This window comes from Kitasatospora sp. NPDC088861 (genome assembly GCF_044750105.1).
Lineage (GTDB): Bacteria > Actinomycetota > Actinomycetes > Streptomycetales > Streptomycetaceae > Kitasatospora.
The window spans coordinates 300,809-323,027 of record NZ_JBIVJF010000002.1 but is presented as its reverse complement, the minus strand read 5'-3'; the positions used below and the strand labels follow the sequence as shown (position 1 = coordinate 323,027).

General features: G+C 73.8%; 22 protein-coding genes and 1 pseudogene. 12 read left to right on the top strand and 11 right to left on the bottom strand.

The features are described 5' to 3' along the window. Positions 1–8 precede the first annotated feature (8 nt). Positions 9–1,268, top strand: coding sequence for a mannose-6-phosphate isomerase, class I (gene manA / locus ACIP37_RS05325; RefSeq protein WP_400803121.1), 1,260 nt, complete (start codon positions 9–11; stop codon positions 1,266–1,268). On the opposite strand, the gene ACIP37_RS05320 is transcribed toward manA, so the two are convergent. The 6 genes from ACIP37_RS05320 to ACIP37_RS05295 all read right to left on the bottom strand — a co-directional run bounded on the left by ACIP37_RS05320 (position 1,151) and on the right by ACIP37_RS05295 (position 6,286). Continuing rightward, positions 1,151–1,627, bottom strand: a complete 477-nt coding sequence (locus tag ACIP37_RS05320; RefSeq protein WP_079135401.1) for a DUF2267 domain-containing protein — start codon at positions 1,625–1,627, stop codon at positions 1,151–1,153. The genes manA and ACIP37_RS05320 overlap by 118 nt on opposite strands. A 350-nt stretch (positions 1,628–1,977) precedes the next feature. Continuing rightward, on the bottom strand, positions 1,978–2,571 hold the full coding sequence (locus ACIP37_RS05315) for an acyl-CoA thioesterase (protein ID WP_400803125.1): 594 nt from the start codon (positions 2,569–2,571) through the stop codon (positions 1,978–1,980). Continuing rightward, complete coding sequence (locus ACIP37_RS05310; protein WP_363581794.1) at positions 2,568–2,903, bottom strand: hypothetical protein; 336 nt, start codon at positions 2,901–2,903, stop codon at positions 2,568–2,570. The genes ACIP37_RS05315 and ACIP37_RS05310 overlap by 4 nt, the downstream gene beginning before the upstream one ends. Before the next feature lie 252 nt (positions 2,904–3,155). After that, positions 3,156–4,124, bottom strand: a complete 969-nt coding sequence (locus ACIP37_RS05305; protein ID WP_400803129.1) for a DUF6528 family protein — start codon at positions 4,122–4,124, stop codon at positions 3,156–3,158. 193 nt (positions 4,125–4,317) lie between these two features. Continuing rightward, on the bottom strand, positions 4,318–5,706 hold the full coding sequence (locus ACIP37_RS05300; protein ID WP_400803803.1) for an NAD(P)/FAD-dependent oxidoreductase: 1,389 nt from the start codon (positions 5,704–5,706) through the stop codon (positions 4,318–4,320). Between the two features lie 103 nt (positions 5,707–5,809). Further along, complete coding sequence (locus ACIP37_RS05295; protein ID WP_400803131.1) at positions 5,810–6,286, bottom strand: flavoprotein; 477 nt, start codon at positions 6,284–6,286, stop codon at positions 5,810–5,812. Positions 6,287–6,641: 355 nt separating this feature from the next. On the opposite strand from ACIP37_RS05295, the gene ACIP37_RS05290 reads away from it, so the two are divergent. Further along, positions 6,642–6,998, top strand: coding sequence for a hypothetical protein (locus ACIP37_RS05290; protein ID WP_363581790.1), 357 nt, complete (start codon positions 6,642–6,644; stop codon positions 6,996–6,998). 207 nt (positions 6,999–7,205) lie between these two features. After that, the gene (locus ACIP37_RS05285) at positions 7,206–8,363 is read left to right on the top strand and encodes a serine hydrolase domain-containing protein (protein WP_400843313.1); all 1,158 of its coding nucleotides are present in this window, start codon (positions 7,206–7,208) and stop codon (positions 8,361–8,363) included. Positions 8,364–8,464: 101 nt separating this feature from the next. On the opposite strand, the gene ACIP37_RS05280 is transcribed toward ACIP37_RS05285, so the two are convergent. Next, positions 8,465–8,950 (bottom strand): cysteine/serine endopeptidase inhibitor, encoded by a 486-nt coding sequence (locus tag ACIP37_RS05280; protein WP_363581786.1) that lies wholly within the window; start codon positions 8,948–8,950, stop codon positions 8,465–8,467. A gap of 261 nt (positions 8,951–9,211) precedes the next feature. Here ACIP37_RS05280 and ACIP37_RS05275 point away from each other — a divergent pair, with 261 nt between their 5' ends. Next, positions 9,212–9,421, top strand: coding sequence for a hypothetical protein (locus ACIP37_RS05275; RefSeq protein WP_363628362.1), 210 nt, complete (start codon positions 9,212–9,214; stop codon positions 9,419–9,421). A gap of 43 nt (positions 9,422–9,464) precedes the next feature. On the opposite strand, the gene ACIP37_RS05270 is transcribed toward ACIP37_RS05275, so the two are convergent. Then, entirely contained in the window at positions 9,465–10,274 is an 810-nt protein-coding gene (locus tag ACIP37_RS05270; RefSeq protein ID WP_400803135.1) for an SMP-30/gluconolactonase/LRE family protein, read from the bottom strand. A gap of 25 nt (positions 10,275–10,299) precedes the next feature. After that, positions 10,300–10,614, bottom strand: coding sequence for an SDR family oxidoreductase (locus ACIP37_RS05265; protein WP_363628359.1), 315 nt, complete (start codon positions 10,612–10,614; stop codon positions 10,300–10,302). Positions 10,615–11,216: 602 nt separating this feature from the next. Here ACIP37_RS05265 and ACIP37_RS05260 point away from each other — a divergent pair. The 5 genes and pseudogenes from ACIP37_RS05260 to ACIP37_RS05240 all read left to right on the top strand — a co-directional run bounded on the left by ACIP37_RS05260 (position 11,217) and on the right by ACIP37_RS05240 (position 15,292). Further along, on the top strand, positions 11,217–12,167 hold the full coding sequence (locus tag ACIP37_RS05260) for a TauD/TfdA family dioxygenase (RefSeq protein ID WP_363628358.1): 951 nt from the start codon (positions 11,217–11,219) through the stop codon (positions 12,165–12,167). 115 nt (positions 12,168–12,282) lie between these two features. Beyond that, on the top strand, positions 12,283–13,578 hold the full coding sequence (locus ACIP37_RS05255) for an ROK family protein (protein ID WP_400803140.1): 1,296 nt from the start codon (positions 12,283–12,285) through the stop codon (positions 13,576–13,578). A 118-nt stretch (positions 13,579–13,696) separates the two neighbouring features. Beyond that, positions 13,697–14,029, top strand: a pseudogene (locus ACIP37_RS05250) (hypothetical protein); the annotation flags it as partial. A gap of 184 nt (positions 14,030–14,213) precedes the next feature. After that, a complete protein-coding gene (locus ACIP37_RS05245; protein ID WP_363581774.1) occupies positions 14,214–14,867 on the top strand; it encodes a 4'-phosphopantetheinyl transferase superfamily protein in 654 nt (217 codons plus the stop codon). Positions 14,868–14,908: 41 nt separating this feature from the next. Continuing rightward, complete coding sequence (locus ACIP37_RS05240; protein WP_063346419.1) at positions 14,909–15,292, top strand: barstar family protein; 384 nt, start codon at positions 14,909–14,911, stop codon at positions 15,290–15,292. A gap of 49 nt (positions 15,293–15,341) precedes the next feature. Here the strand turns inward: ACIP37_RS05240 and ACIP37_RS05235 are convergent, their stop codons facing one another. Continuing rightward, positions 15,342–16,283 (bottom strand): polysaccharide deacetylase family protein, encoded by a 942-nt coding sequence (locus tag ACIP37_RS05235; protein ID WP_363581772.1) that lies wholly within the window; start codon positions 16,281–16,283, stop codon positions 15,342–15,344. A gap of 200 nt (positions 16,284–16,483) precedes the next feature. Here ACIP37_RS05235 and ACIP37_RS05230 point away from each other — a divergent pair, with 200 nt between their 5' ends. Together ACIP37_RS05230 and ACIP37_RS05225 are read left to right on the top strand one after the other, a co-directional pair. Further along, positions 16,484–18,067, top strand: a complete 1,584-nt coding sequence (locus ACIP37_RS05230) for a CehA/McbA family metallohydrolase (protein WP_400803145.1) — start codon at positions 16,484–16,486, stop codon at positions 18,065–18,067. Positions 18,068–18,250: 183 nt separating this feature from the next. Then, positions 18,251–18,745: a hypothetical protein gene (locus ACIP37_RS05225; protein WP_350883659.1), complete on the top strand. Its 495-nt coding sequence runs from the start codon at positions 18,251–18,253 to the stop codon at positions 18,743–18,745. Positions 18,746–18,789: 44 nt separating this feature from the next. Here ACIP37_RS05225 and ACIP37_RS05220 read toward each other — a convergent pair whose 3' ends face one another. After that, positions 18,790–20,841, bottom strand: coding sequence for a hypothetical protein (locus tag ACIP37_RS05220; RefSeq protein WP_400803148.1), 2,052 nt, complete (start codon positions 20,839–20,841; stop codon positions 18,790–18,792). A 406-nt stretch (positions 20,842–21,247) separates the two neighbouring features. On the opposite strand from ACIP37_RS05220, the gene ACIP37_RS05215 reads away from it, so the two are divergent. Further along, the gene (locus ACIP37_RS05215) at positions 21,248–22,090 is read left to right on the top strand and encodes a methyltransferase domain-containing protein (protein ID WP_363581766.1); all 843 of its coding nucleotides are present in this window, start codon (positions 21,248–21,250) and stop codon (positions 22,088–22,090) included. Positions 22,091–22,219 lie beyond the last annotated feature (129 nt).

Genomic DNA, 22,219 nt, shown 5'->3' with positions numbered 1-22,219 from the left:
GCCGCGCCATGTCGCTCCCGCCCTTCGCCCTGCTCCACAACCCGGTCCGCCCGTACGCGTGGGGCTCGCCCACCGCCATCCCCGCGCTGACCGGCACCGCGCCGACCGGCGCCCCGCAGGCCGAACTGTGGATGGGCGCACACCCGTCGGCGCCCTCCGAGCTGCTGTCTCCGGACGGCACCGGCGGGCCGCAGCCGCTGGACGAACTCATCCAGCGGTACCCGAACGCCATGCTCGGGCCGGACACCGTGGGGCGGTTCGGCCCGACGCTGCCGTTCCTGTTCAAGGTGCTCGCCGCCGACCGGGCGCTCTCCCTCCAGGTCCACCCGACCCGGACCCAGGCGGCGGCCGGGTACGCGGCCGAGGAGGCTCGCGGCGTCCCGCTCGACGCACCCGAACGGGTCTTCAAGGACCCCGGGCACAAGCCCGAACTCATCTGCGCCCTCGGGGACTTCGAAGCACTGTGCGGCTTCCGCCCGGCCCCTGGAACGGCCCGGCTGCTGGACGCGCTCGCCGTCCCGCTGCTCGCCCCCTGGGCGGACGACCTGCGCGCGCACCCCGCCGCCGAGGCCCTGCCCGCGCTGCTGCGCCGGGTCCTGGCCGAGGACCGGCCGACCCGCACCCAACTCGGCGACGTCACCAGGGCGTTGCACCGGCTCGCGGCCGAGGGCGGCCCGTTCGCCGAGGCCTGCGCCGGCTACGCCCGCGCCGCCGCGCAGTACCCCGGCGACCCGGGCCTGATCGCCGCACTGCTGCTCAACCACGTCCGGCTCACGGCGGGCCAGGCCCTCTACCTGGACGCCGGGGTTCCGCACGCCTATCTCCGGGGCGTGGGCGTGGAGTTGATGGCCAACTCGGACAACGTGCTGCGCTGCGGGCTCACCCCCAAGCACGTCGACGTCGACGGCCTGCTGGCGGTCACGTCCTTCCGCGCCGATGAACCGCAGGTCCTCACGGCACTCCCAGGCGACCGATTCGAGGACGAATTCCCCTCCCCCGCCGAGGAGTTCAGGCTCTCCCGGCTGCGCCCCGGCCCGGCCGCCGTCCGCGCCGAGCTGCCCACCCCGCAGATCCTGCTGTGCGTCGAGGGCCGCGCCCGACTGCACGCCCCCGGCTTCGCGGACCTCGACCTCCCCCGGGGCGCGTCCGTCTACCTGCGGCCGGGCGCCGGACCGGTCGAGCTGACCGGCCGGGGTGCGGAGCTGTTCCGGGCCACCACCGGCGCGCCGGCCCAGGCCGGCACCGGGTGGCCGAACAGCAGATCGTAGCCGTCCGGGAGCTGCTCGACCACGCGGTCGACCAGTTCCCCCGGGGCCAGGTCGGCGAGGGTGCCGAGCACGGCCCCGATGTCCCACGGCCCGGTCGCCTCGGTCGCGCCGTCGATCCAGCCGACCACGCCGCGCACGAAGCGCTCGGCGGTCAGCGGTTCGGCGGCGGGCCCGGCATCGCGCAGCAGCGGGGCGTACGCCTCGGGCAGCGCGTCGGCGAGCTCGGCCCGTTCGGCCCCGACCAGGTGCTCACCGAGCAGCGCGAGCACGACCCGGATGGCGTGCTCCGCCTCCGCCTCGCTCGGGTACTCCCCACAGTCGACGACGCGGGCGCGGAAGTCCTCCGGGGAGATGGTCATCGCGTCCTCCTTCCGGTCGGCGGGAACCGGCTGCGCTCCGCCCGGAAGCCGGAGGCCGAGAGCCGCCGGCCCTCTCGCGGACGATCCCTGGCCCGGTGGCCCGGAGGCCCGGAGGCGGCGGACGGCTGGTGTGGCGGACGGCCCGTGGCGGACGGCTGGTGGCGGCGAGGTCCGGTCGGCTGCGCCGTCACGGCCCGTGACCGCCTGGGGTTCGCCGGTACCCGTGCTGCTCAGCGTACTGCGGCACGGCGGCACGGCGGCAGGGAGACCGGCCGGACGGATCGACGCCGTTGTCGATCACGCCGCCGGCCCGCGCCCTGCCCGGCGCGGGGCCACCAGGGGACCGGGTGTCAGGCCACCGACGCCCGACACCGTCTGCGGGTGCGGTGCGGCAGAGCGGCGCCCGAGCGGGCCGCCACGCGCTGCGGCGGAGGCGCCGTGACCGGCACGGCCGGTGCGGCGGGCACAGCGGGCACGGTGGACACAGCCGGCGCGGCCGGCGGGACCGCGACGGCCTGCACGGCATCCGGCATAAACGCCTCGAGAAAACGCCGCTCGTTCGAACTGAGTTTGCGCGAGCGGCCGGATTCACGGTCCCGCGCGACCACCACGGTCCTGGCCCGCATAAAGGTGAGCGGGTCACGGCAGACATTCACCACGACATGCGTGGAACTCCGCCCGATCCGTTCAACCGTCAACTGCACCGACAAGGGCTCGGGCCGGTGGTACAACTGCTCCAGGAAATCGATCTCGTGCCGCGCGATAATGAATCCGGACGGGAACAGGGCGTCCCGGACGGCGGTCTCGTGGTGGCAGAACATGTCGTAAATCCCCTCCTGGACGTAGCCGACCAGCCGGGCGTTGTTGATGTGCCCGTTCTCGTCGACGTCGCTCCACCGGGTGGGGCAGGACAGCACGTGCACGCCCGGGTGCAGCGCGCTCACTGCTGCGTCAGCCCGGCGCCGGTCGCGGCGGGGAGCAGTGCCCGGCGCAACCTCGCGTAGTAACCGGACTGTTCCGCCGCCATCCGGGCCGCCGTCCAACCCTCCTCGGCCGCTTCCGCGGCGACCTGGACGACCAGGCTGTCGAGCACCGCGTCGACCGACCGGCAGAGTTCGGCGACCGCCGCGAGGCGCTCGGTGACATCGGCGCCGACGGCCGCGCCCCGGGCCGGGAAAGCGGCCAGCGATTCCGCCGCGAGTTGCAGGTCGTCGACGGTGTCCGGCATTTTCTCCGGCATGTTTTCCGGCATCAAATTCGACACGTTTTTCTCCATGACTCATTCCGGCCATTACGGCCCGGTAACTAGTGTTCGAATACACCGAATCGGTGTCGGCCCCCCGACGCCTTCGACGCTATCCCAGCCGACACGGTCGACGGATGGTTTACGGACGGCGACGGGAAACTCACTCCTATTGGAGTAGTTTGGCGGGGTACACAATATGCCCCATCATCCGAATGCCGTCGGCAGAACGGGTGGCATCGCCGACCCGAACCCCGAAACCGACACCTGCACGTCGCGGATCTGCTACCAGCCTCCCCACCACCTCGCCTTGTAGAGATGCGTCCCGCGCAGCATCCGCGTCCCGTCCGGCCGGTGCAGGGTGATCACCGAGGTGCACCAGGAACACGGCCCGCTGTGGTCGGGGGCCACGGTCAGCAGCCGTCCGGTGCCGGGCTCGTCCCCGACGCTCTTCACGTCCCGGACGGCTGCGGGGTCGCCCAGCCGCACGGCGGTGAAGCGGTCGGCCGCCGGGTCGTACCGCCACAGGCCGGTCAGCGTGCTCACCCAGAACCGTCCGGGCTCGGCCAGCACCGGCGCGAGGTCGTGCCCGCCGTGGTCGGGCAGCGGCGTCGAGCGGACGGCGGTCAGGGTGGGCGCCGCCGGGGTGCCGCCCACCCGCAGCGCGGTCAGCACGTCGTCGCCGAGCACCCAGAGCAGGCCCGTCCGGCCGTCCCAGTGCACGCCGTGCGCGCCCGGGAGCGGGTAGCCTGCGTGGGCGGTGGCGCGCGGCCCCTGCGAGGCCGCGTACAGCCGCACCCACCCGCCGCCGCTCGCCGCGACCGCGACGTTGCCGTCCGGCAGCAGCTCGATGCTGTGCGGATTGGCCGCCCCGCCCAGGTCCGCCGCCCAGCGGGTCGCGCCGGTGGTGGTGTCCACGACGGCGGCCAGGCCGCCGGAGGCGGTGGTCAGCAGGTAGCGCCGGCCCTGCCGCACCCGGCTCTTCGCCTCGTCCGGATTCGTCCAGCTCCGCGCGGGCGTCAGGTCCGCGAGCCCGGCCGCCCGGTCGGCGCTCCAGCCCCACACGACCGGCAGCCGCCCCGGGCCCCGGTAGGCCATCAGCTCCTCGGCGCTCTGCAGCACCAGGACGCTACGGGACTCCTGGTCCACCACCACGACCGCCCACCCGGGCGACCTGGCCTGCGCGCCGGTCGCCGGCACGCAGAACAGCAGGACGCACAGAGCGCACAGGGCCACCAGCGTTCTCCTCAGCACGCCCCCACCGTGCTTGCTCCCGGGCCGCTTTGCACGGCGGAGCGTCCGAACGGCCGTGGCGAGCGCGGTGGCGGATCCGGGGTGGCGAATCCGCCACCGTGTTCGCCACCGTCCGGATCCGCCACCGTGCTCGCCACCGTCCGGATCCGCGCGGGCGCCCTCCCTCACGCCCGGACCCGCGCAGCCGCGTTCGCTACCTCCCGGAGACGACGTCCGCGACGCGGGCGATCGGCGAGGTGGTGGCCCGTCCGCCCGCCTCCTGGCGGTCCGCCGCGTGGTAGGCCGCGTACATCGCGTGCACCCCGATCCAGCGCAGCGGCTCGGGCTCCCAGCGGCGCACGGTGTGGCCCACCCAGGGCAGCCCGGTCAGCCCGGTGTCCCGCCCGAGGACCAGGTCGCGCAGGGTCCGGCCCGCCAGGTTCGTCGTGGTCACCCCGCTGCCGACGTACCCGCCCGCCCAGCCGAGGCCACTCGCACGGTCCAGCTCCACGGTGGCGCACCAGTCCCGGGGGACGCCGAGCACGCCCGCCCAGGCGTGGTCGATCCGGGCGCTCGCGGCCGCCGGGAAGAAGCGGTTCAGGATCTGCCGGAGCTGGCGCACGGTCTCCACCTGGGTGCCGCCGTCCGCATCCGTCCGCGAGCCGAACCGGTACGGCACGCCCCGGCCGCCCAGCGCGATCCGGTCGTCCACGGTGCGCTGCGCGTACATGTAGGCGTGCGCGAAGTCGCCCAGCACCTCGCGGCCCTGCCAGCCCGCGTCCGCCCAGAAGGCGGGCGGCAGCGGCTCGGTGGCGATCATCGCCGAGTTCATCGGCAGCCAGGTCCGCCGCTCGCCGCGCAGGCCGGCCGTGAACCCCTCGGTGGCGCGCAGCACGTACTCGGCGGTCACCGTGCCCTGCGGCGTCACCGCGCGCGGCCGGGCGTACGCGGTGCCCGGCAGGATCGCCGTCACCGCCGTCCCCTCGTGCACCGCCACCCCGAGGTCCCGCACCACCCGCGCCAACCCGCGTACCAGCTCGGCCGGTTGGATCCGCGCACCGTACGGCGTCCAGGTGCCACCGAGGGCACCCGCGACGGCGATCCGGTCGGCGGCCTCCTTGGCGCCCAGCAGCTCGACGCGGCCCTCGCCGTACGCCCGCTCGGCGGCGGCGAAAGCCTTGAGCCTCTCCAACTGGGCTCTGTTCCTGGCCACTTCGAGCACCCCGCCACGCACGATGTGCGCGTCGATCCGCTCGGCGGCGGCGACGTCCACGACCTCCCCGACCGCATCGTCCATCGCCCGCTGCATCGCCGCCGCCGCACCCGGGCTGTACCGCTTCGCGAACGCGCCCCGGCCCGCGAAACCGTTGTACAGCCACCCGCCGTTGCGGCCCGAGGCGCCGTAGCCGCAGAACCGGCGCTCCAGCACCGCGATCCGCAGCGACGGCTCCGCCTTCTTCAGGTAGTACGCCGTCCACAGCCCGGTGTACCCGCCGCCGACGATGCACACGTCCACATCCGCGCTCCCGGGCAACGCCGGCCCCGGCTCCGGCAACCCGCTCGCCGCGTACCAGAACGACACCTCGCCGTTGACCGCCACCAGAACCTCCCACACCCGTCGCCGACCTGCCCGGACGCTACGCCGCACCGGTCACGCCGGAACACCCCCACACTGCCAAGATCCCCCCGCCCGGCCAGCCACCCTGTCAGACCGCCAGCAGCTCCAGCACCCGCGTCCAGCTGTACGCCCCCGGTGTGAACTCCGCGATCCGCACACCCATGCTCCGCAGCCTGGCCAGGCTCTCCCCGTACGCCGGATGCGCCGCCTGCGCCGCGCTCAGACAGGGCTGCACCGCCACCGGGACGCCCCACCCGTACGACTCGCAGAGGATGCCGAGCGCCAGGGTGTCCGAGATCCCCGCCGCCCACTTGTTGATCGTGTTGAACGTCGCCGGGGCGACCACGACCGCATCCGGATCCGGCAACGGCCGCGGATCCCCCGGCTTCCGCCAGGCCGAACGGATCGGATACCCCGTCCGCGCCACCAGCTCCTCCTCGTCGATGAACCCCATCGCCCGCGGAGTCGCCACCACGCCCACCTCCCACCCCCGCCCCTGCGCGGCGGATACCAACTCCCCCACCCCACCCGCGACTCCGGCCGCACACACCACGACGTAGAGCATCAATTTCGTCTCCCCGCTGTTCCTGTCACTGGCACATCACCGTCCCCCAGAGCGCGATCAGCATCATCACCCCGGCCACGGAGACCCCACACGCTAGCCACACCCGCACCGGGTCGGCGATCCCACTCTCACCCCTCACGGCCGCCCCACTACCAGGTCCGCATGCACGACCTTCCCGCACGGCTCGACCACGGCTCCCCGACGCCCCTTCGTCAGCTTGTGCACCAACGCCAGCCGCCGGTGGCACTCCTCGTCCTCCCCCGCAGCCATCAGTACCGGCAACGACAACCGGATCGCGGAGTTGCACGACCACATTACGGCGCTCCAGCGCGCCGCATGAGGAAAGGAACAGCTCATGACCGAGGACGGCAGGATCTTCCGGGAGGCGTGGATCGCCGGAGTGAAGCGGCACTTCCCCGGAGAGCCGAAGCCCGGCTGCATCGCCTCCTGGGAGGAGACCCCCGACTGGGAACGACCCTGCGCCGCAGCCGTGTTCGGGCAGGTTCGGGACTTCGTGGCCGTGAGCGGCGGGACGACCGTCAAGCTCTCCCGCGAGCAGAAGGGGCGCTTCGTCTCGCTCTGCTGGATCGCCCAGATCCACAAGCACATCGAGAGCCCCAAGCCCGGCTACGTCGCGGATTGGAACGACCTGCCCAAGTGGCAGCAGGAGACCGACGCCGACATCTTCGAGGCGATCGAGCGACTGGTTTAGGTAAGCCCCGGGTGTCCGCCCCTGCGGCGCGCAGGGGCGGACACCATCACACAGCGCCGGCCGGATCGCCGTTCATACCCCGCAGGTCGTAGACCGTCAGGACCACGGCTTCGGCCCCCGCTCCTCCTGCGCGCGGACGACCGTCGCCGGTGCCGCGTGGTGCCCTGGTGGTCCCGGGCGCGCCGGCCCGACGAGAGGAGACGCTCCGTGAACCCGTCCACCCCGTACAGGAATCGACCACTCCGGCTCAGCGCGGCGGCCGTCGCCGCGGGCGCCCTGCTGTTCGGCGTGACCGCCGCGCCGGCAGCCCAGGCGGCAGGCCCCCGAGCCGACCTCGTCCAACAGCGGCTCGACGCGCTGGTCCGGCAAGACGGTGTGCCCGGCGCGCTGGCCACCGTGCGGGACCGGAACGGGCACACCCGCACCTCCACGGCCGGGGTGGGCGATCTCGCCACTGGCGCGGCGGTGCCCGTGGACGGGCAGGTCCGGGCGGGCAGCAACACCAAGTCCTTCACGGCCGTCGTCGTCCTGCAACTCGTCGCCGAGGGCAAGGTCGATCTGGAGGCCTCCCTCGACACCTACCTGCCGGGCCTCGTCCGCGGCACCGGCGCCGACGGCAGCCGCATCGACGGGCGGAAGATCACCGTCCGCCAGATCCTCCAGCACACCAGCGGCCTGCCCGACTACACCCACTTCCTGCCCGACCAGAGCCTCTCCCAGTACCACGAGCCCCGCGACCTGCTCGACCTCGCGCTCGCCCAGAAACCCGACTTCGAGCCCGGCAAGGGCTGGAAGTACTGCAACACGGGCTACCTGATCGCCGGTCTGATCATCCAGAAGGTCACCGGGCGGCCCGCCGGCGAGGAGATCACCCGGCGGGTCATCGACCGCATCGGCCTGCGCCACACGTACTTCCCCGCCCAGGGCGACATGACGGTGCACGAGCGCCACCCGCACGGCTACTTCACCGAGGAGCCCGGCGGCCAGCCGCTGGACGTCACCGAACAGGACATGTCCTGGGCCTGGACGGCCGGCGCCCTGGTGTCCACGAACAGCGACCTGAACCGCTTCTTCCGCGCCCTGCTCGGCGGCGAGCTGCTGGCCCCGGCCCAGCTCGCCCAGATGCAGGTCACCGTCCCCGCCGAGTACATGGGCCCCGGCGGCCGCTACGGGCTGGGCCTCGCCAGCCGCCCGCTGTCCTGCGGCGGTGTGTACTGGGGCCACGGCGGCACGCTCCCGGGCTACGTGACGCGCGGTGGTGTCACCGAGGGCGGTCGCGCCGCCGACATCGCCGTCACCACCCTGCCCTCCGCCGACGTCAAGCAGCGCGTCGCCGACGCCGTGGACGCCGCGCTCTGCCGCTGAGGCGCTGAAACGCTGAAACACCCAGGCCCGGAAGCGGACCCCGGGCGACGGCCGTGCCCGCCCACGTGTCACGGGGCGGGCACGGCCGCTCATCCGCAGTCTCAGCCGATGGTGGAGCCGGTGACGGGCTCGGAGAGTTCGACGGTCCTGCCGTTCAGGCCGGCCTTGACGAACTGCCAGGTGAGGCCGTTGATGACGCCCTGGCCGAGCGGGGCCAGCTGGGCGAACGCGGGCTGGCTGAGGTCGAGGTGGCCGGCGTCACAGGAGGGGCACTTGTCCCGGACGGGGACGGTGACGGTCTTGCCCTGGTAGCTGACCTTGACCGAAATTCCTTGACACAGGGGGTCGTTGTTGGGGTTGGCGCTGGTCCACCAGGTGTGGGAGACCGCGACGAGCATCTGGTTGGAGGCGTTGATCTGGGTGCCGCAGGCGCCGTAGCCGGCGTCGTTGTAGTAGGTGGCCTTGCCGGCCATGGGCGTGTTGATCGGTATCGCCGCGCTGGCGGTGCCGGCGGTGAGGGCGATGAGGGCGGCGGCCGCGAGCGGGGCGCCCGCGAGGATCCTGAGGTTCTTGCTGATGGCGCGCATGGTTCCCTCCGGTTCTCTAGCCATGGGCATGACAGGCAGAAGTCGCCGAAGCCGCAAGGGGGTTCAGCGAGATCGCCCGATGCCCGTCCGAGTGAAGAGAACGTATGCGCCCGACGGCGGTATGGTCCAGACCGCCGCCATGTTGACATGAACACAAGGCAGGAATCTTTACCAATACGGCCGAAGGGGCGAAGATACGTGACCGCACCGCGCCGCAGGGTGTTGACAGGTCACCACGCCCACCCCCGGAGGCCCCGCCCCATGCGCACCGCACTCGCAGCCCTGCTCCTCGGCGCCGCCCTGATCCCGGCCGCCGCCGCACCCGCCAACGCCGTGCCCGCCAACGGCGCGCCCGCGCCCCGCGCGGTGAACCAGGGCTACAGCATCCCCGTCGGCGCCGTCACCGACCTCGGCGCGCTGCCGGTGCTCGGCAGCCTCGGGCTGGACTTCGCCCGCCTGCTCGGGCAGTAGGGTCGCGCCCCCCTCGAACCCGGCGCCGCCACACCCGGACCCCTCACACCCGGACGCTGAACAGACCGCCGGACAGCGGGTGTTGGTCGGACCGGGCGGACGTGATGTAGAGCGTCCGCCCGTCCGGCCCGCCGAAGGCGCAACTGGTGACGCGCGGCACCGGCAGCTCGACCGACGCCAGCACCTCGCCCTCGGGCGAGAGGCAGTGCACCGCCCAGCCGTCCCAGAACGCCACCCACAGGTTGCCGTCGGCGTCGAGCGTCATGCCGTCCGGGTAACCCGGCAGGTGGGAGACGTCGAGCGTGCGGATCCGCTCACCGAGGGGGCCGTGCTCGGGGTAGGGGTAGAGGGCGATGCGGCGCGTGGTGGTGTCGATGTGCCAGAGCCGGTCGGGCTCCGGCCAGGCGAGGCCGTTGGGGATGTCGAGCCCGCCGAGGATCGCCCGGACACCGCCGTCGCGCTCCAGCCGGTACAGCGATCCGGGCTCGCGCGGCTCCCCCCGCCCCATCGAGCCGGCGACCGGTCGGCCGTACGGGTCGGTCTTGCCGTCGTTCATCCGGCGGTCCGGGCGGTCGGCCTCGACGGCGGCGACCAGCGTGGTGCGGCCAGTGGCCGGATCGAACCGTTCGAAGCCGCGCTCGGTGGCGAGCATCAGCCCGCCGTCGCCGTACGGCATCAAGGTGCCGGGGGTGGCGTCGAGTTCGACCGAGCCGATCGCGCCCGAGGCCGGGTCCAGGGTGAGCACCCGCCGGTCGGGGATGCCGATCCAGCGCAGCAGTTGCGCGGACTGGTCCCACAGCGGGCCCTCGCCCAGCTCCAGGTACGGTGTGTCGGCGACCGGTTCGGCACGCACAGCGGGGCCCTCCTCGAACAAGGTGTCAGCGCAGCGGGGCTTCGGGCAGCATCGCGGTCGTTCCTCCGTCCACGGCGAGGCGGACACCACTGACGACCGAGGATTCCTCGGCCGCCAGGAAGCCGACCACCCGCGCGACCTCGGCCGCACTGCCGAACCGCCCCAGTGGGGACGACCGTAGCATCGCGGCGCTCGGCTGCGGATCCGCCCACACGCGCCGGTTGCGCTCCACCGGGACGAAGCCGGGAGCGACCGCCGCCCTGGCCCGCCCGGCGCCCGGGCCGGCCTCGGAGCACTCGCCCAGTCCGTACGCTCCGTCACCGCCGGACAGTCGCGCCACCCGTCACGTGGTCCGCGCCGACGCGCGGGCGTGCAGCAGTTCCGGCACGGGCGCCGACCTCCCCTTCGCCAAGGCTCGAGGGCGCGCCCTCGGCCCGCTCCGAACTTACTTCCGCTCCGCAAGTTAGTAACCGCCGCGAGCCCGTCACAAGGTCGAACTCCCGCCCGCAGCACACCCGCCACCCCCGCGACATCCGCCGCAACACACCGCAACGCGGCGGCAACACCCGTTCCCAGAAGACAAGTTGACGATTGACAGCGAGCCTCGCCCTTCAGCACGATGAGCGCCGAGCCCACTCGCGGCGAGCCGGAAGGAGGGCCGATGCACACCGCTGTCCGCCGTGCCCCGCGCCCGGCCACCGCCTGCTGCCCGCGCCGCTGTTGTCGCGGTGCGCTCGCCCTCTGACCGTCCGTCCCGCCGGACCGGCCTCCCTCCCGCACGCCCTGCCCCGCCGCTCGGCCTTGCCCCGCCTCGCCGCTCAGCCCTGCCCTGCCCTGCCCTGCCCTGCCCTGCCCTGCCCTGCCCGGCGACCGGTACGCGGAACGGCCCGGTGCCGCCATGCGTCACTCACCGTCACCATCTTCCCGTGAAGGGGAACCGTCATGACCACCGCCCTGACCGAACTCCGCCTCACCCCCGCCGCCGGCCGGATCGGCGCGATCGTGCACGACGTCCGCCTCGGCGGCGACCTGCCGGCCGAGACCGTGGCCGCCGTCGAGGCCGTCCTCCACCAGCACAAGGTGCTGTTCTTCCGCGGCCAGCAGCACCTGGACGACGCCGGACACGAGGCGTTCGCCCGCCTGTTGGGACAGCCGGTCGGCCACCCGACCGTCCCCAGCGCGGACGGCCGCTACATCTTCGAGCTGGACGCGACCAAGGGCGTGCGGGCCAACAACTGGCACACCGACGTCACCTTCGTGCCGTCCTACCCCAAGGCCTCGATCCTGCGCTCGCTGGAGCTGCCCCCGGCCGGCGGCAGCACGGTCTGGGCCAACACCGCGGCCGCCTACCAGGACCTGCCCGCACCGCTGAAGGCCCTGGCCGAGAGCCTGCGGGCCGTCCACACCAACGACTACGACTACGCCGCCCGGCTGGCCCTGCGCCCGGAGCTGGCGGACAACGCCGAGATCGCCCGGCTGTTCCGCGACGTCTTCGTCTCCACCGCCTTCAAGACCGAACACCCCGTCGTCCGGGTGCACCCGGTCACCGGGGAGAAGTCGCTGCTCCTGGGCGCGTTCGCGCAGCGCATCCAAGGCGTGTCGGGCGCCGACAGCCGGGCGCTGATCGACCTGTTCCAGCGCTACGTCGAGCGGCTGGAGAACACCGTCCGCTGGGACTGGCAGATCGGCGACGTCGCGATCTGGGACAACCGGGCCACCCAGCACTACGCGGTCAACGACTACGGCGACGAGCCGCGCCTGGTCCGCCGGATCACCCTGGACGGCGACCTGCCGCTCGGCGTGGACGGCGCTCCGAGCCGTCTGCTGGAGCCGGCCGACCCGCCGCGGGTGGCCGGCCTGGTGCCCGCCGAGGAGCTCGAAACGGCCAACTGACTCGGCCGGGGCACGCGTTACCGCCGATCGTCCCGACCGGAGGAACGCGATACGACCGACCCGGCCGGGGAGGACCCGGCCGTCAACCGACCCAGAGGACCCGGGTACCGCCACCATGACCACCCCCCTCGCCCGGCCGCCCGTCCGCACCGGGGACGACCGCCGGGACGCCAACGCCTCCGCCGTGCTGCGCACGGTGCTCGACCACGGGCCGATCGCCCGCAGCAGGGTCGCCGCTCTGACCGGGCTGAGCGCGTCGGCGGTCTCCCGGCAGGTGGTGGACCTGGTGCGGCTCGGACTGCTGCGCGAGCGCCGGGAGTTGGCGGGCGGGCGCGGCACCGGGGCGCTGGGCCGCCCGCAGCTGCCGGTGGACGTGGACACCGACCGGCTTGCCGTGGCCGGACTGCACATCGGCGTCCCGTACACCACCTTCGCACTGCTCGACCTGCGCGGGCAGGTGCTGTACCGGCAGGAGATCTCCAACCGGGGCCGGACCGGATTCGCCGTACTGAAGCCGCTGTTGGAGCGACTGCCCCGGCTGATCGCCGCCCTGCGCGGCGGCCGGACGGTAGTCGGCCTGGGCGCCGTCACCGGCGGCGCCGTCGACCCGGAACGCGGGCTGATACCCCGTCACGGACCGTTGGGCTGGCGGGACATGCCGCTGCGGGAGCTGCTGGAGGACGCCACCGGCCTGCCCGTCCAGGTGGACAACCACGCCCGGGCGCTCACCCAGGCGGAGATCCTGTTCGGCCACCCGGCCGCCCGGCGGAGCATGGTGCAGCTGTTCGTCGGCCATGTGGTGGACGCGGCGCTGGCGGTCGCGGGCACGGTCCATCAGGGCCCACCCTCGGCCACCGGCGACCTCGGCCACCTGCCGATCGCGGACCGGCTCGCGGACGGACAAGCGGACCAGCAAGTGGACCAACAAGCGGACGAGAGAGCGGACGAAGACGCGGACGACGCCGCACTCTGTCACTGCGGCCGCCGGGGCTGCCTCTCGGTCGCAGCCTCCGACACCACCCTGTTCGAAGCGGCTGCCGCCGAGGGGATCACCGCCAAGCCGGACCGCGCCCAGCTGATCGCCGCCGTCCAGCAGGGCGACCCCCGGGCGGACCGGCTGGTCCGCGAGCGGGCCCGGACCATCGGCCGCGCCCTCGCCCTGCTCGCGGACGTGGTCAACCCCGATCTGCTGGTGCTCACCGAGACCTTCGCCGTCCTCGACCCCGCCTATCTCGACGTCGTACGGGCCGAGTTCACCCTCCGCTCACACCTGCACCGGGACGCCGACCTGCTGATCGCCCAGCAGCGGGGCCCCGACGCGCTAGCCGTCGCCGCCGGCGCCCCGGTGCTCGGCGAGCTGTACGCCCGGCCCGTCCGGGCCCTCGCCGCGACGCCTGCCCGGTACCGCTAGCCCCCGCCCAAAAAGCCCTCGAAAGCCCCCCCCCCCCCCGCAGACCGCCCCGCACACCGACCGGCCCGTCGCCCCGCCCACCGACCCGCAGGCCGACCCCCACCACCGCGAGCCCTACGCCGCCGACGACCGCACCAACTGACCGCTGCAGCAGGCCTTCGACCAGTACTACGGCGCCCTGGAAGGCCTGACCGGCCTCTTCCACCCCGCCCGCCACCGGGGCCGCCACCGGGGCCGCCACGACGGCGGCTGGGACGAACTGCGCCGCAGCCGCTTCGCCCGCCAACTCGCCGCCGGCCACTTCCCCGAGGGCACCCGCAGCTACTTCAGCCGCTTCGTCCACCACCCGAACCTGCCCGACGACTGGAACCCGGACGTCGAGCGCGAGGCCGCGCTCATCGGCGGCCCGCAGAGCCTGGTGCGCTACCCGCGCAGCTGGGGCCTGGCCTCGGCCGACCGCTGCGGTCGCTGGACGGCGCCGAGCAGTACCGCGAGTTGGCCTCAGTGGTCCCGGTGCTCCCGATGCTCCGGGTGGTCCCGGTGGATCTTCCCCGGAAGGCCCGCCGGGACCACCCCCACCCGGGTTAGGCTCGATCCGCGCGGCGGCCGTCCGCGCACCGACCGAGGGGGAGCGTGTGATCGGGGACCTGCTGCCGGACGCCGTCGTGACCGAGGTGTCCTACGACGACCCGCCGGAGGCCCGGCTGGAACCGGCCGAGGAGGCCGCCGTCGTCCAGGCGGTGGCCAAGCGCCGCCGAGAGTTCACCACCGTCCGCCACTGCGCCCGCACCGCCCTCACCCGCCTCGGCATCCCCTACCGCCCGCTGGTCCCCGGCCTGCGCGGCGCCCCGAGCTGGCCCGACGGCGTCGTCGGCAGCCTCACCCACTGCGAGGGCTTCCGAGCGGCGGCCGTCGCCCACTCCGGCGACCTCGCCTCGGTCGGCATCGACGCCGAGCCCGCCCTGCCGCTCCCGGACGACGTCCTGGACGTCATCGCGCTGCCCGAGGAGGGGAAGCGGATCGTCGAACTGCTCGCCGAGCACCCCGGCACGCCGTGGGACCGCATCCTGTTCAGCGCCAAGGAATCCGTGTACAAGGCGTGGTTCCCGCTCACCGAGCAGTTCCTGGACTTCAGCGAGGCCGACCTGGTCCTCTCCCCCGACGGCTCCTTCACCGCCCGGCTGCTGGTCCCCGGCCCGAACGTCAACGGCCGCCGCATCGAGGGCTTCGAGGGCCGCTGGGCCGTCGGTGACGGCCTGCTCGCCACCGCCATCGCGGTCGCCCGGTAGTCCGGCGCACCGACGACCGCACTCGGCATATCCTCGACCCCGTGACCGTGACCTATGTGATAGCTGGCACCCGGATCCACACGCTGGACGACTTCTGGGACGTGGTCGGTGAGACCATCGGCAGCGACGGCTACTTCGGCCGGAACCTCGACGCCTTCGCCGACTGCCTGCGCGGCGGCTACGGCACCCCCGAGGACGGCGACTACCTGATCGAGTGGCGCGACCACGCGGTCTCCCGGCGCAACCTCGGCTACCCCGAGACGGTCCGCCAGCTGGAACTGCGGCTGGCCCACTGCCACCCCGCCAACCGCGAGCACGTCCGCGCCGACCTCGCCGCCGCCAGGGCCGGCAAGGGGCCGACGGTGTTCGACTGGCTGGTCCGGATCATCGAGGAGGAGCACCCGGGAGGCCTCCGACTGGCCTAACGCCGCAACGCGGTCCGCGCACGTCGCCGCAGCGCGGCACGCCCGCGCCTCACCGCATCACGTCCGACAGCCGGACGAAGCGCCGCCCCGCCGCCAGCAGCCCCGGCACCGCCGCCACCACCCCGGGGGCGGTACCGCCGCCCGGGTGGTTCATGTGGCAGATCACGATCGCCCCGGGCGGGGCCGCCGCGATCTCCTGCCGCACCTCGACGGCGCTGAGCGTCGCCCCGCCGTCGCCGTTCACGGTGAAGCCCGCGGCGCGTTCCCCCAGGTCGGCGACCACCCGGGCGGCGACGTCGTCGTAGTGCGCGGTGCCGGAGCGGAAGAAGCGCACCGGGCGGCCGAGCAGCCCGGCGAGCTTGTGCGCGTTGCCCGCGACCTCGTCGTACACCTCGCCGACGCCACCGGTGCCGGCGATGCCGTAGGCAGAGCGGCCGGTGACCGAGAGCGGGCGGTGGACGGTGCCGTGGTTGCCGATCTCGAAGAGCGGGTCGGCGGCGAGCTGCTCGAACACGTCCGGGTTGGCGTCGATCCAGCGGGCGTTCAGGAAGAGCGTGGCGGGGACGGAACGTTTCCGCAGGAAGTCGATCAGGTCGGCGTCGTACCCGTTCCCGCCGGGGCCGCCACAGGCGTCGAAGGTGAGCGCCATCGCGATCTCGCCGGCGGGCAGCTCGGTGATCACCCCGGTGACCTCCATCCCCCACTGCTTCGGCTCGGCGCCGCCGTACCGGGCGACCAGCTCGGCCCGGGTCGGCTCCGGGCGCCCGGGCGCAGCGGTCGGGGTGGTCGGGGTGGTCGGGGCGGGCGTCGGGGGCTCCGACGGCGTCGCCGCCGATATCGCCGAGGCCTCGGAGGCCTCGGAGGCCTCGGAAACCGAAGCGGAAGCCACCGAGGCCGCCGGGGCCGCCGCCCGGCCACCCGCCGAGGGCCCGCACCCCGCCAGCGTGCTCCCGGCCACCGCCGCCAGCAGCGCCCGCCGACTCAGTGCCACACCCGTCTCCTCCGCGATGATCCGATCCGCTCGCTATGAATATGAACGGACTATTCGTCACCGCCCGCAACTCGCCGACCCGGCCGACGGCGACCCCCTTCACCGAGCCGCCCCCCGCCCGTGGGCCCCGGCTCACCCCTGATTCACCGCCACGGGTAAGGAGCCGAACGGACCCCGCCCGCCCTGCCCCGGAGGACCCGATGCCCGCCGACCACGACACCCCACGCCCCGCCCGTCGCGACCTCCTCCGCACCGGCCTCACCACCGGAGCCGCCGCCCTCGGCCTGGCCGCGACCACCCCCGCCGCCGCCTCCGCACCCGACGCACCCGGCGCACCCGGCACCCCCGGCACCGAGCGGACCCTCACCCTCACCGGCCACCTCCCCACCGGCTCCCCCGACTTCGTCCACCTCCCCGTCGAAGTCCCCGCCGGTGTCCGCGAGATCGCCGTCAGCTACGGCTACGACAAGCCCCCGGTCCCGGCCGGCACCCCCGGCAACTCCTGCGACATCGGCATCTTCGACGAACGCGGCACCGACCTCGGCGGCCCCGGGTTCCGCGGCTGGTCCGGCGGTTTCCGTACCGAGTTCAGCCTCGCCCGCGACACCGCGACCCCCGGCTACCTCCCCGGCCCGATCAACCCGGGCACCTGGCACCTCGCCCTCGGCCCCTACCAGATCGCGCCGCAGGGGCTGGACTACCACGTCCAGGTCACCCTCCGGTTCGGCGCCCCCGGGCCGGCGTTCACCCCGCACTACCCGTCCGAGCGGGCCCGCGGCCGCGGCCTCGCCTGGTACCGGGGCGACTGCCACCTGCACACCGTGCACTCCGACGGACGGCGCCTCCCGGAGGAGGTGGCCGCCGGAGCCCGCGCGGCCGGCCTCGACTTCATCGTCTCCACCGACCACAACACCAGTTCCTCGCACGCGGTCTGGGGCCCGCTGGCCGGCCCCGACCTGCTGATCATCCCGGGCGAGGAGATCACCACCCGCAACGGCCACTGGCTGGCCCTCGGCCTCGAAGCGGGCCAGTTCGTCGACTGGCGCTACCGCTCCCGCGACGAGGAGTACCCGCGCTTCGTCCGTCAGGTCCACCGCTCCGGCGGCCTGGTGGTGCCCGCGCACCCGTACTGCCCGTACGTCGCCTGCCAGTGGAAGTTCGGCTACGAGCAGGCCGACGGCGTCGAGGTGTGGAACGGGCCCTGGACGTACGACGACGAGTCCGCGGTCGACACCTGGGACGGCCGGCTCGCCGTCGCCCTGCGCGAGGGCCGTTCCTGGCTGCCCGCCCTGGGCAACAGCGACGCGCACAGCGCCCCGCAGGTCATCGGCTCCCCGCACAACGTCGTCCTGGCCGAGGACCTCACCCGGGACGCGATCCTCGACGGGCTGCGCGACGGGCGCAGCTGGCTCGCCGAATCCGCCTCCGTCCAGCTGGAGTTCACCGTCACCGGGCACGGCCGCCGGGCCGGCATCGGCGAGGAGCTGGCCGTCCCGGCGGACGCCCCGCTGGACGTCCGGCTCGCCGTCTCCGGCGTGCCCGGCGGGACGGTCCGCCTCCTCACCGACGAGGGCCAGCTGCACCAGGAGTCACTGCCCGCCGACGGCTCCGGCACGGTGGTCTGGCGCACGACGGCCTCGCTCGCCGCCTACGTCCGGGCCGAGGTTCGCCACCCGAAGCCGGACGGGTCGCCCGGCAAGGGCAACGCGATGGGCCCGGACCTCCCCTGGGGCCCGATGGCGGCCCTCACCAACCCGATCGTGCTGCGCGTCGAGGACCGCTGAGCGCCCCGGTGCAGGAGTGGGGACGACTCGGGGCACCGGCGTGGACTAGGTTGATCCCCGAAAGCACCAGTCGTAGGGACGAGGCGGTCGGCTGTCCGTATCCGGGCCGGCCGGCCCGTCCGCACTCCGACCGCCTCGCCCCGGCTACCCGTCCGTCCCCGGCCCGCGAAGGGATCAGCAGCTGTGAACCGTACGACCGTAGGTGGGCCGGAGCTCGGGGGCGGCCGGGGCGCCGGCGGCGTCCTCGTCCTCGTCGACCCGGCCGGGGCCGGCCAGAGCCCGGTCGCGAGCCGGCTCGCGGAGGAGCTGCACCCGAGCGTCCACCTGCGTGCGCACGACTTCCTGCGGGTCATCCGGCGCGGCCAGCTCCCGCCGCACCTCCCCGAGGCCGAGCGGCAGAACACCACCGCCCTCGCCGCAGCCGCGCAGGCCGCCTTCGCCTACGCGACCGGCGGCTACCAGGTCATCGTCGAGTGCCCGGCCGCCCCGCCCACCCTCGACACCTTCCGCCGCGAGAGCCGCACCACCGGCGCCGCCCTCCACCTCGTCGTCCTCCAGCCCACCCCGGGCGCCGTCCCCGGCCCGCACACCCTGGACACCAGCTCCCTCACCCCCGCCGGCGCCGCCGAGTCCATCCTCGCCGCCCTCACCCGCCGCACCCACCTGCTCGGCTGGTGACCCCGCCGGGTGCCCGAGGCCCCGGCCCCGGGCACCCGGCCCCGCTACAGGACCGGCGCGGCGCCCCGCGTCAGGTCCTCGAAGACGTCCAACAGGTACCCGCTCACCAGGGAGCCGTCCAGGGCCAGCTTCGGGTTGACGACCAGGTTCGTGCCCCGCGTCATCGCCAGCCGGACGAAGCGGTCGAACTGCTCGTCGCTCAGGATCCCGGCCACCGTGAACTCGGGCAGCTCGACGCCGCTGCGCGCCCAGTTCCGCACGTAGGAGTCCAGCTCCAGCGGATCGGTGAGCAGTGTGATCACCCCGTCCACGACCACGGGGTCCCCGGTCTCCGCGTCCACCAGGTACGCCAGTGGCGCGTAGTACCGCCGGCAGTCCGAGTAGGCCTCCCCGATGGCCCGGGTGTACCGCACCGCCTTGGCCCGGACGCACGGGATCGGCTCCTCCCCTTGGCGGAGCAGCCTTGAGTAGGGGGCGAATCCGGAGCCGTCGGGCGTGTAGCACCAAGGATCCCCCGACCTCCGCGCGGCGGCGAAGTCCGCGTTCATCCGCTCGGCGCCCTCCGCCGCCCTCCGCTCCGAGCGCCGGGCCACCCGACCGCGGTCGGTGACGTAGTTCGCGCCGCCGTCCTCCAACGAGATCCGGACACACCAGCCGCCCCGGGAGAAGTCGTCGTACTCCGACTTCCAGGCGATGCGGGCGACCGGCAGCTGCGCCCTCGCGATCCCGCCGAACATCCACTGGCCGCCCTGGAGGGCGGCGATCCAGCCCGCGTAGTCGAAGTTGCGCAACCGCGGATTCTCCCGGAGGAGTTCGCCGTCCACCCCGCCGAGCACCCGGTCCGTCGGCCGCAGGCACTCCTCGTGCACCAGGCCGATGTCCTCGGGGCGGCCCTCCTCGTCGACCTCGATCAGCGGTGCGCCCGCCTCGGACACGGCGTCGCCGCAGTGCCGGCAGCCGAAGGCGTCCTCGACGCGTTCGGCGAGGTTCGCGCAGTGCTCCGCGTGCGCGCGGGCCGCCGGTGCGTCACTCGGGTCGTCCGTGAACGTGGCGGGGATTATGAGCACCCGCCGGTCCCGGTACTCCTCCGCACGGTTTTCGAGGTGCCTTTCCAGTCCCGCCCAGGTGGCCCACCGTCCGACGACCCTCCACCGCTCCCCCGGCGCCCACTCGACGTGCCCGTCCGCGAAGGTGACGCGCTTCGCCCCGGCCTCGTCGAACCTGCGGAAGTCCGCGATGACAAGTTCGTACCCCTCGAAGGAGGCCTCCGCGAGCACCACCTCCCGGCCGAACGCCAGCCCGGCCACCGTCTCCCGGTTCAGCAGCCCGCTCGCGCCGGGCCCCGGCGGCTCCGGGTGGTCCCGGACGTACTTGCCCATCCGCGCCCGCAGACCCTCGGCATCGATCGCGAGCCTGTCCCGTGCCAGCGACACCGCCAGCGCGATCAGGCCGCCCCAGAGCAGCCGCGGTCCGATCGCCGACCGGACGCTGAGCATCAGCAGCGCGGCCGACTCCAGCGAACCGCCCTCCCGCACGTCCAGCGAGCTGACCCTGATCCTGGCCAGGATCTCCCGCAGCTCCACCGCCGTGATCGCGCGCCCGGTCGCCGTCTCGTAGTGCGCCCGGACAAGCCCCTCGGTCTTCTCCAGGACGTCCCGCTCGGCCCCGTTGAGCGGGAGCTCCGCGCTGCTCGACCGGCTCAGCCGCGCGGCCTCCGTCAACTTGCGCAGTTCCCTGCGCACCCGGGCGGACGCCTCGGTCGAGGTCGCCAGCAGATAGACGTCCCCGGGCCGGCTGTCCGTCACGTACTGCCGCACGAACTGGCCCAGCACCGACCCGAAGTCCGAGGTCGGCGCGGCCGACACGCTGATCGTGTTCTTGGCCTGGACGAAGTACCGCACCCCGGGCCCGACCAGCACGAGGTCGTCGATCTCGTCCTCCGTCTCGAACCGCAACTCCTCGACCCGGCCCGCGCCGTCGAGCCCCAGCAGGCTCAGATCGGCGAGGTCGCACAGCATGTGGCACATGGCGAGCGCCGCCACGCGCTGCTGGAAGTCGATGCCGGAATGCGCCGCGGCACCTCCGCTGTTCCCCAAGGAATCCCCTCTCCTGTTCAGACGTCCCGGTAACGGGTCTCCTGTTCAGACGTCCCGGTAACGGGCCGGGCGGCCCGCACGACACGCCCTGCGCCCCGGCGCCCCGTCGGCCGCCTCCCGCAGGAAGTCCGCGCGCCCGGTAGCCGCCCAGGGTAGTGCGGCGGTGTTCTGAGCCCCCCGGGCCACCTCCGCGCCCCTTTCCCGCCCCGGACCGGGGTCCATCACGTACCGTGTTCGGATCACCACCGGTTTGGGTACGTACCTCGGCGCGCCCGACGGGCGCCGAACACCGCGGAGCCGGTCACAGCGCCGCCACACCGTCACACTGCGCGTTCAGCGCCCCCGGTCCGGGGTCGTCACTCCACCGCCGAGACCGGGTACATCACACACCGGGAGACCGACCATCATGAGCCACGACCACATCCCCGCCCCCGTACGCCGGACCTACGGTGCCGGCGATCTGTCCCGGGCCGCGAGCTTCGCCGGTGGATTCATCAACTTCGGCTACTGGCAGGACATGGACCTCACCGCCCCGACGACCGAGGACCGGGTCCACAGCCAGGAGCAGCTCTACCGCCGGGTCCTGCGGGAGTTCGCGGAGCCACGTGAGCGGCTGCGGCTGGCCGAGGTCGGCTGCGGGCGCGGACTCGGCGCGGCGCTCGCCCTGCGCGAGTTCCGGTTCGGGGGCGTGACCGGCGTCGACATCCACCCGGACCAGATCGAGCGCGCCCGCGCCGTCAACGCCAAAGCCCTGGCCACCTACCCCGATCGGCTGGCCTACACCTTCGGATCGGCCAACCAACTCCCCTTCGCCGACGCCTCCCTGGACGGCGTCTACTCCGTCGAGGCCGCCCAGCACTTCCGTGAACTCACCGGCTTCGCCCGCGAGACCGCCCGCGTCCTACGCCCGGGCGGCCGACTCGTCGTGACCACCTTCTTCGCCGCCGCCGGACCGGACATCACCGAGCGCCTGAGCATCCTCCTCGCCAGCTTCGCCGACGGCCTCGACGTCCCCCACCCCCTCGCCGCCTTCACCAGCGACCTCACCGCGGCCGGCTTCACCACCATCACCACCGAGTCCATCGGCGACGCCGTCTGGCCCGGCCTCGACCGCTATCTCACCGACGCCGTCCCTCCCGGTCACTGGAGCCGCAACTTCCTCCCCGCCTGGCGCAGCGGCCTCCTCGACTACCACGTCGTCACCGCCACCCGGCCCGGACCGGCGGAAATGGCCCGCCAGCCGATCTGACGAGCCGCCCCGCGGCAACGCGGCCGACCGTCCCCCCGCACGTCACGAGGCCCTGACGCCCCCTCCGCCGTCCGTCCCGGCCCGCCGGCGGCACCGGGCCCGGCGGGCGCCCGGCGGCCGCGACGCGCC

What these genes read in the sequence shown, in the direction of transcription:
- ACIP37_RS05310 (WP_363581794.1), bottom strand. Translation starts at nt 2,903, where the DNA reads ATGGAGAAAAACGTGTCGAATTTGATGCCGGAAAACATGCCGGAGAAA.
- ACIP37_RS05255 (WP_400803140.1), top strand. Translation starts at nt 12,283, where the DNA reads ATGACCACCCCCCTCGCCCGGCCGCCCGTCCGCACCGGGGACGACCGC.
- ACIP37_RS05215 (WP_363581766.1), top strand. Translation starts at nt 21,248, where the DNA reads ATGAGCCACGACCACATCCCCGCCCCCGTACGCCGGACCTACGGTGCC.
- ACIP37_RS05230 (WP_400803145.1), top strand. Translation starts at nt 16,484, where the DNA reads ATGCCCGCCGACCACGACACCCCACGCCCCGCCCGTCGCGACCTCCTC.
- ACIP37_RS05280 (WP_363581786.1), bottom strand. Translation starts at nt 8,950, where the DNA reads ATGCGCGCCATCAGCAAGAACCTCAGGATCCTCGCGGGCGCCCCGCTC.
- ACIP37_RS05260 (WP_363628358.1), top strand. Translation starts at nt 11,217, where the DNA reads ATGACCACCGCCCTGACCGAACTCCGCCTCACCCCCGCCGCCGGCCGG.
- ACIP37_RS05290 (WP_363581790.1), top strand. Translation starts at nt 6,642, where the DNA reads ATGACCGAGGACGGCAGGATCTTCCGGGAGGCGTGGATCGCCGGAGTG.
- ACIP37_RS05275 (WP_363628362.1), top strand. Translation starts at nt 9,212, where the DNA reads ATGCGCACCGCACTCGCAGCCCTGCTCCTCGGCGCCGCCCTGATCCCG.
- ACIP37_RS05295 (WP_400803131.1), bottom strand. Translation starts at nt 6,286, where the DNA reads ATGCTCTACGTCGTGGTGTGTGCGGCCGGAGTCGCGGGTGGGGTGGGG.
- manA (WP_400803121.1), top strand. Translation starts at nt 9, where the DNA reads ATGTCGCTCCCGCCCTTCGCCCTGCTCCACAACCCGGTCCGCCCGTAC.
- ACIP37_RS05320 (WP_079135401.1), bottom strand. Translation starts at nt 1,627, where the DNA reads ATGACCATCTCCCCGGAGGACTTCCGCGCCCGCGTCGTCGACTGTGGG.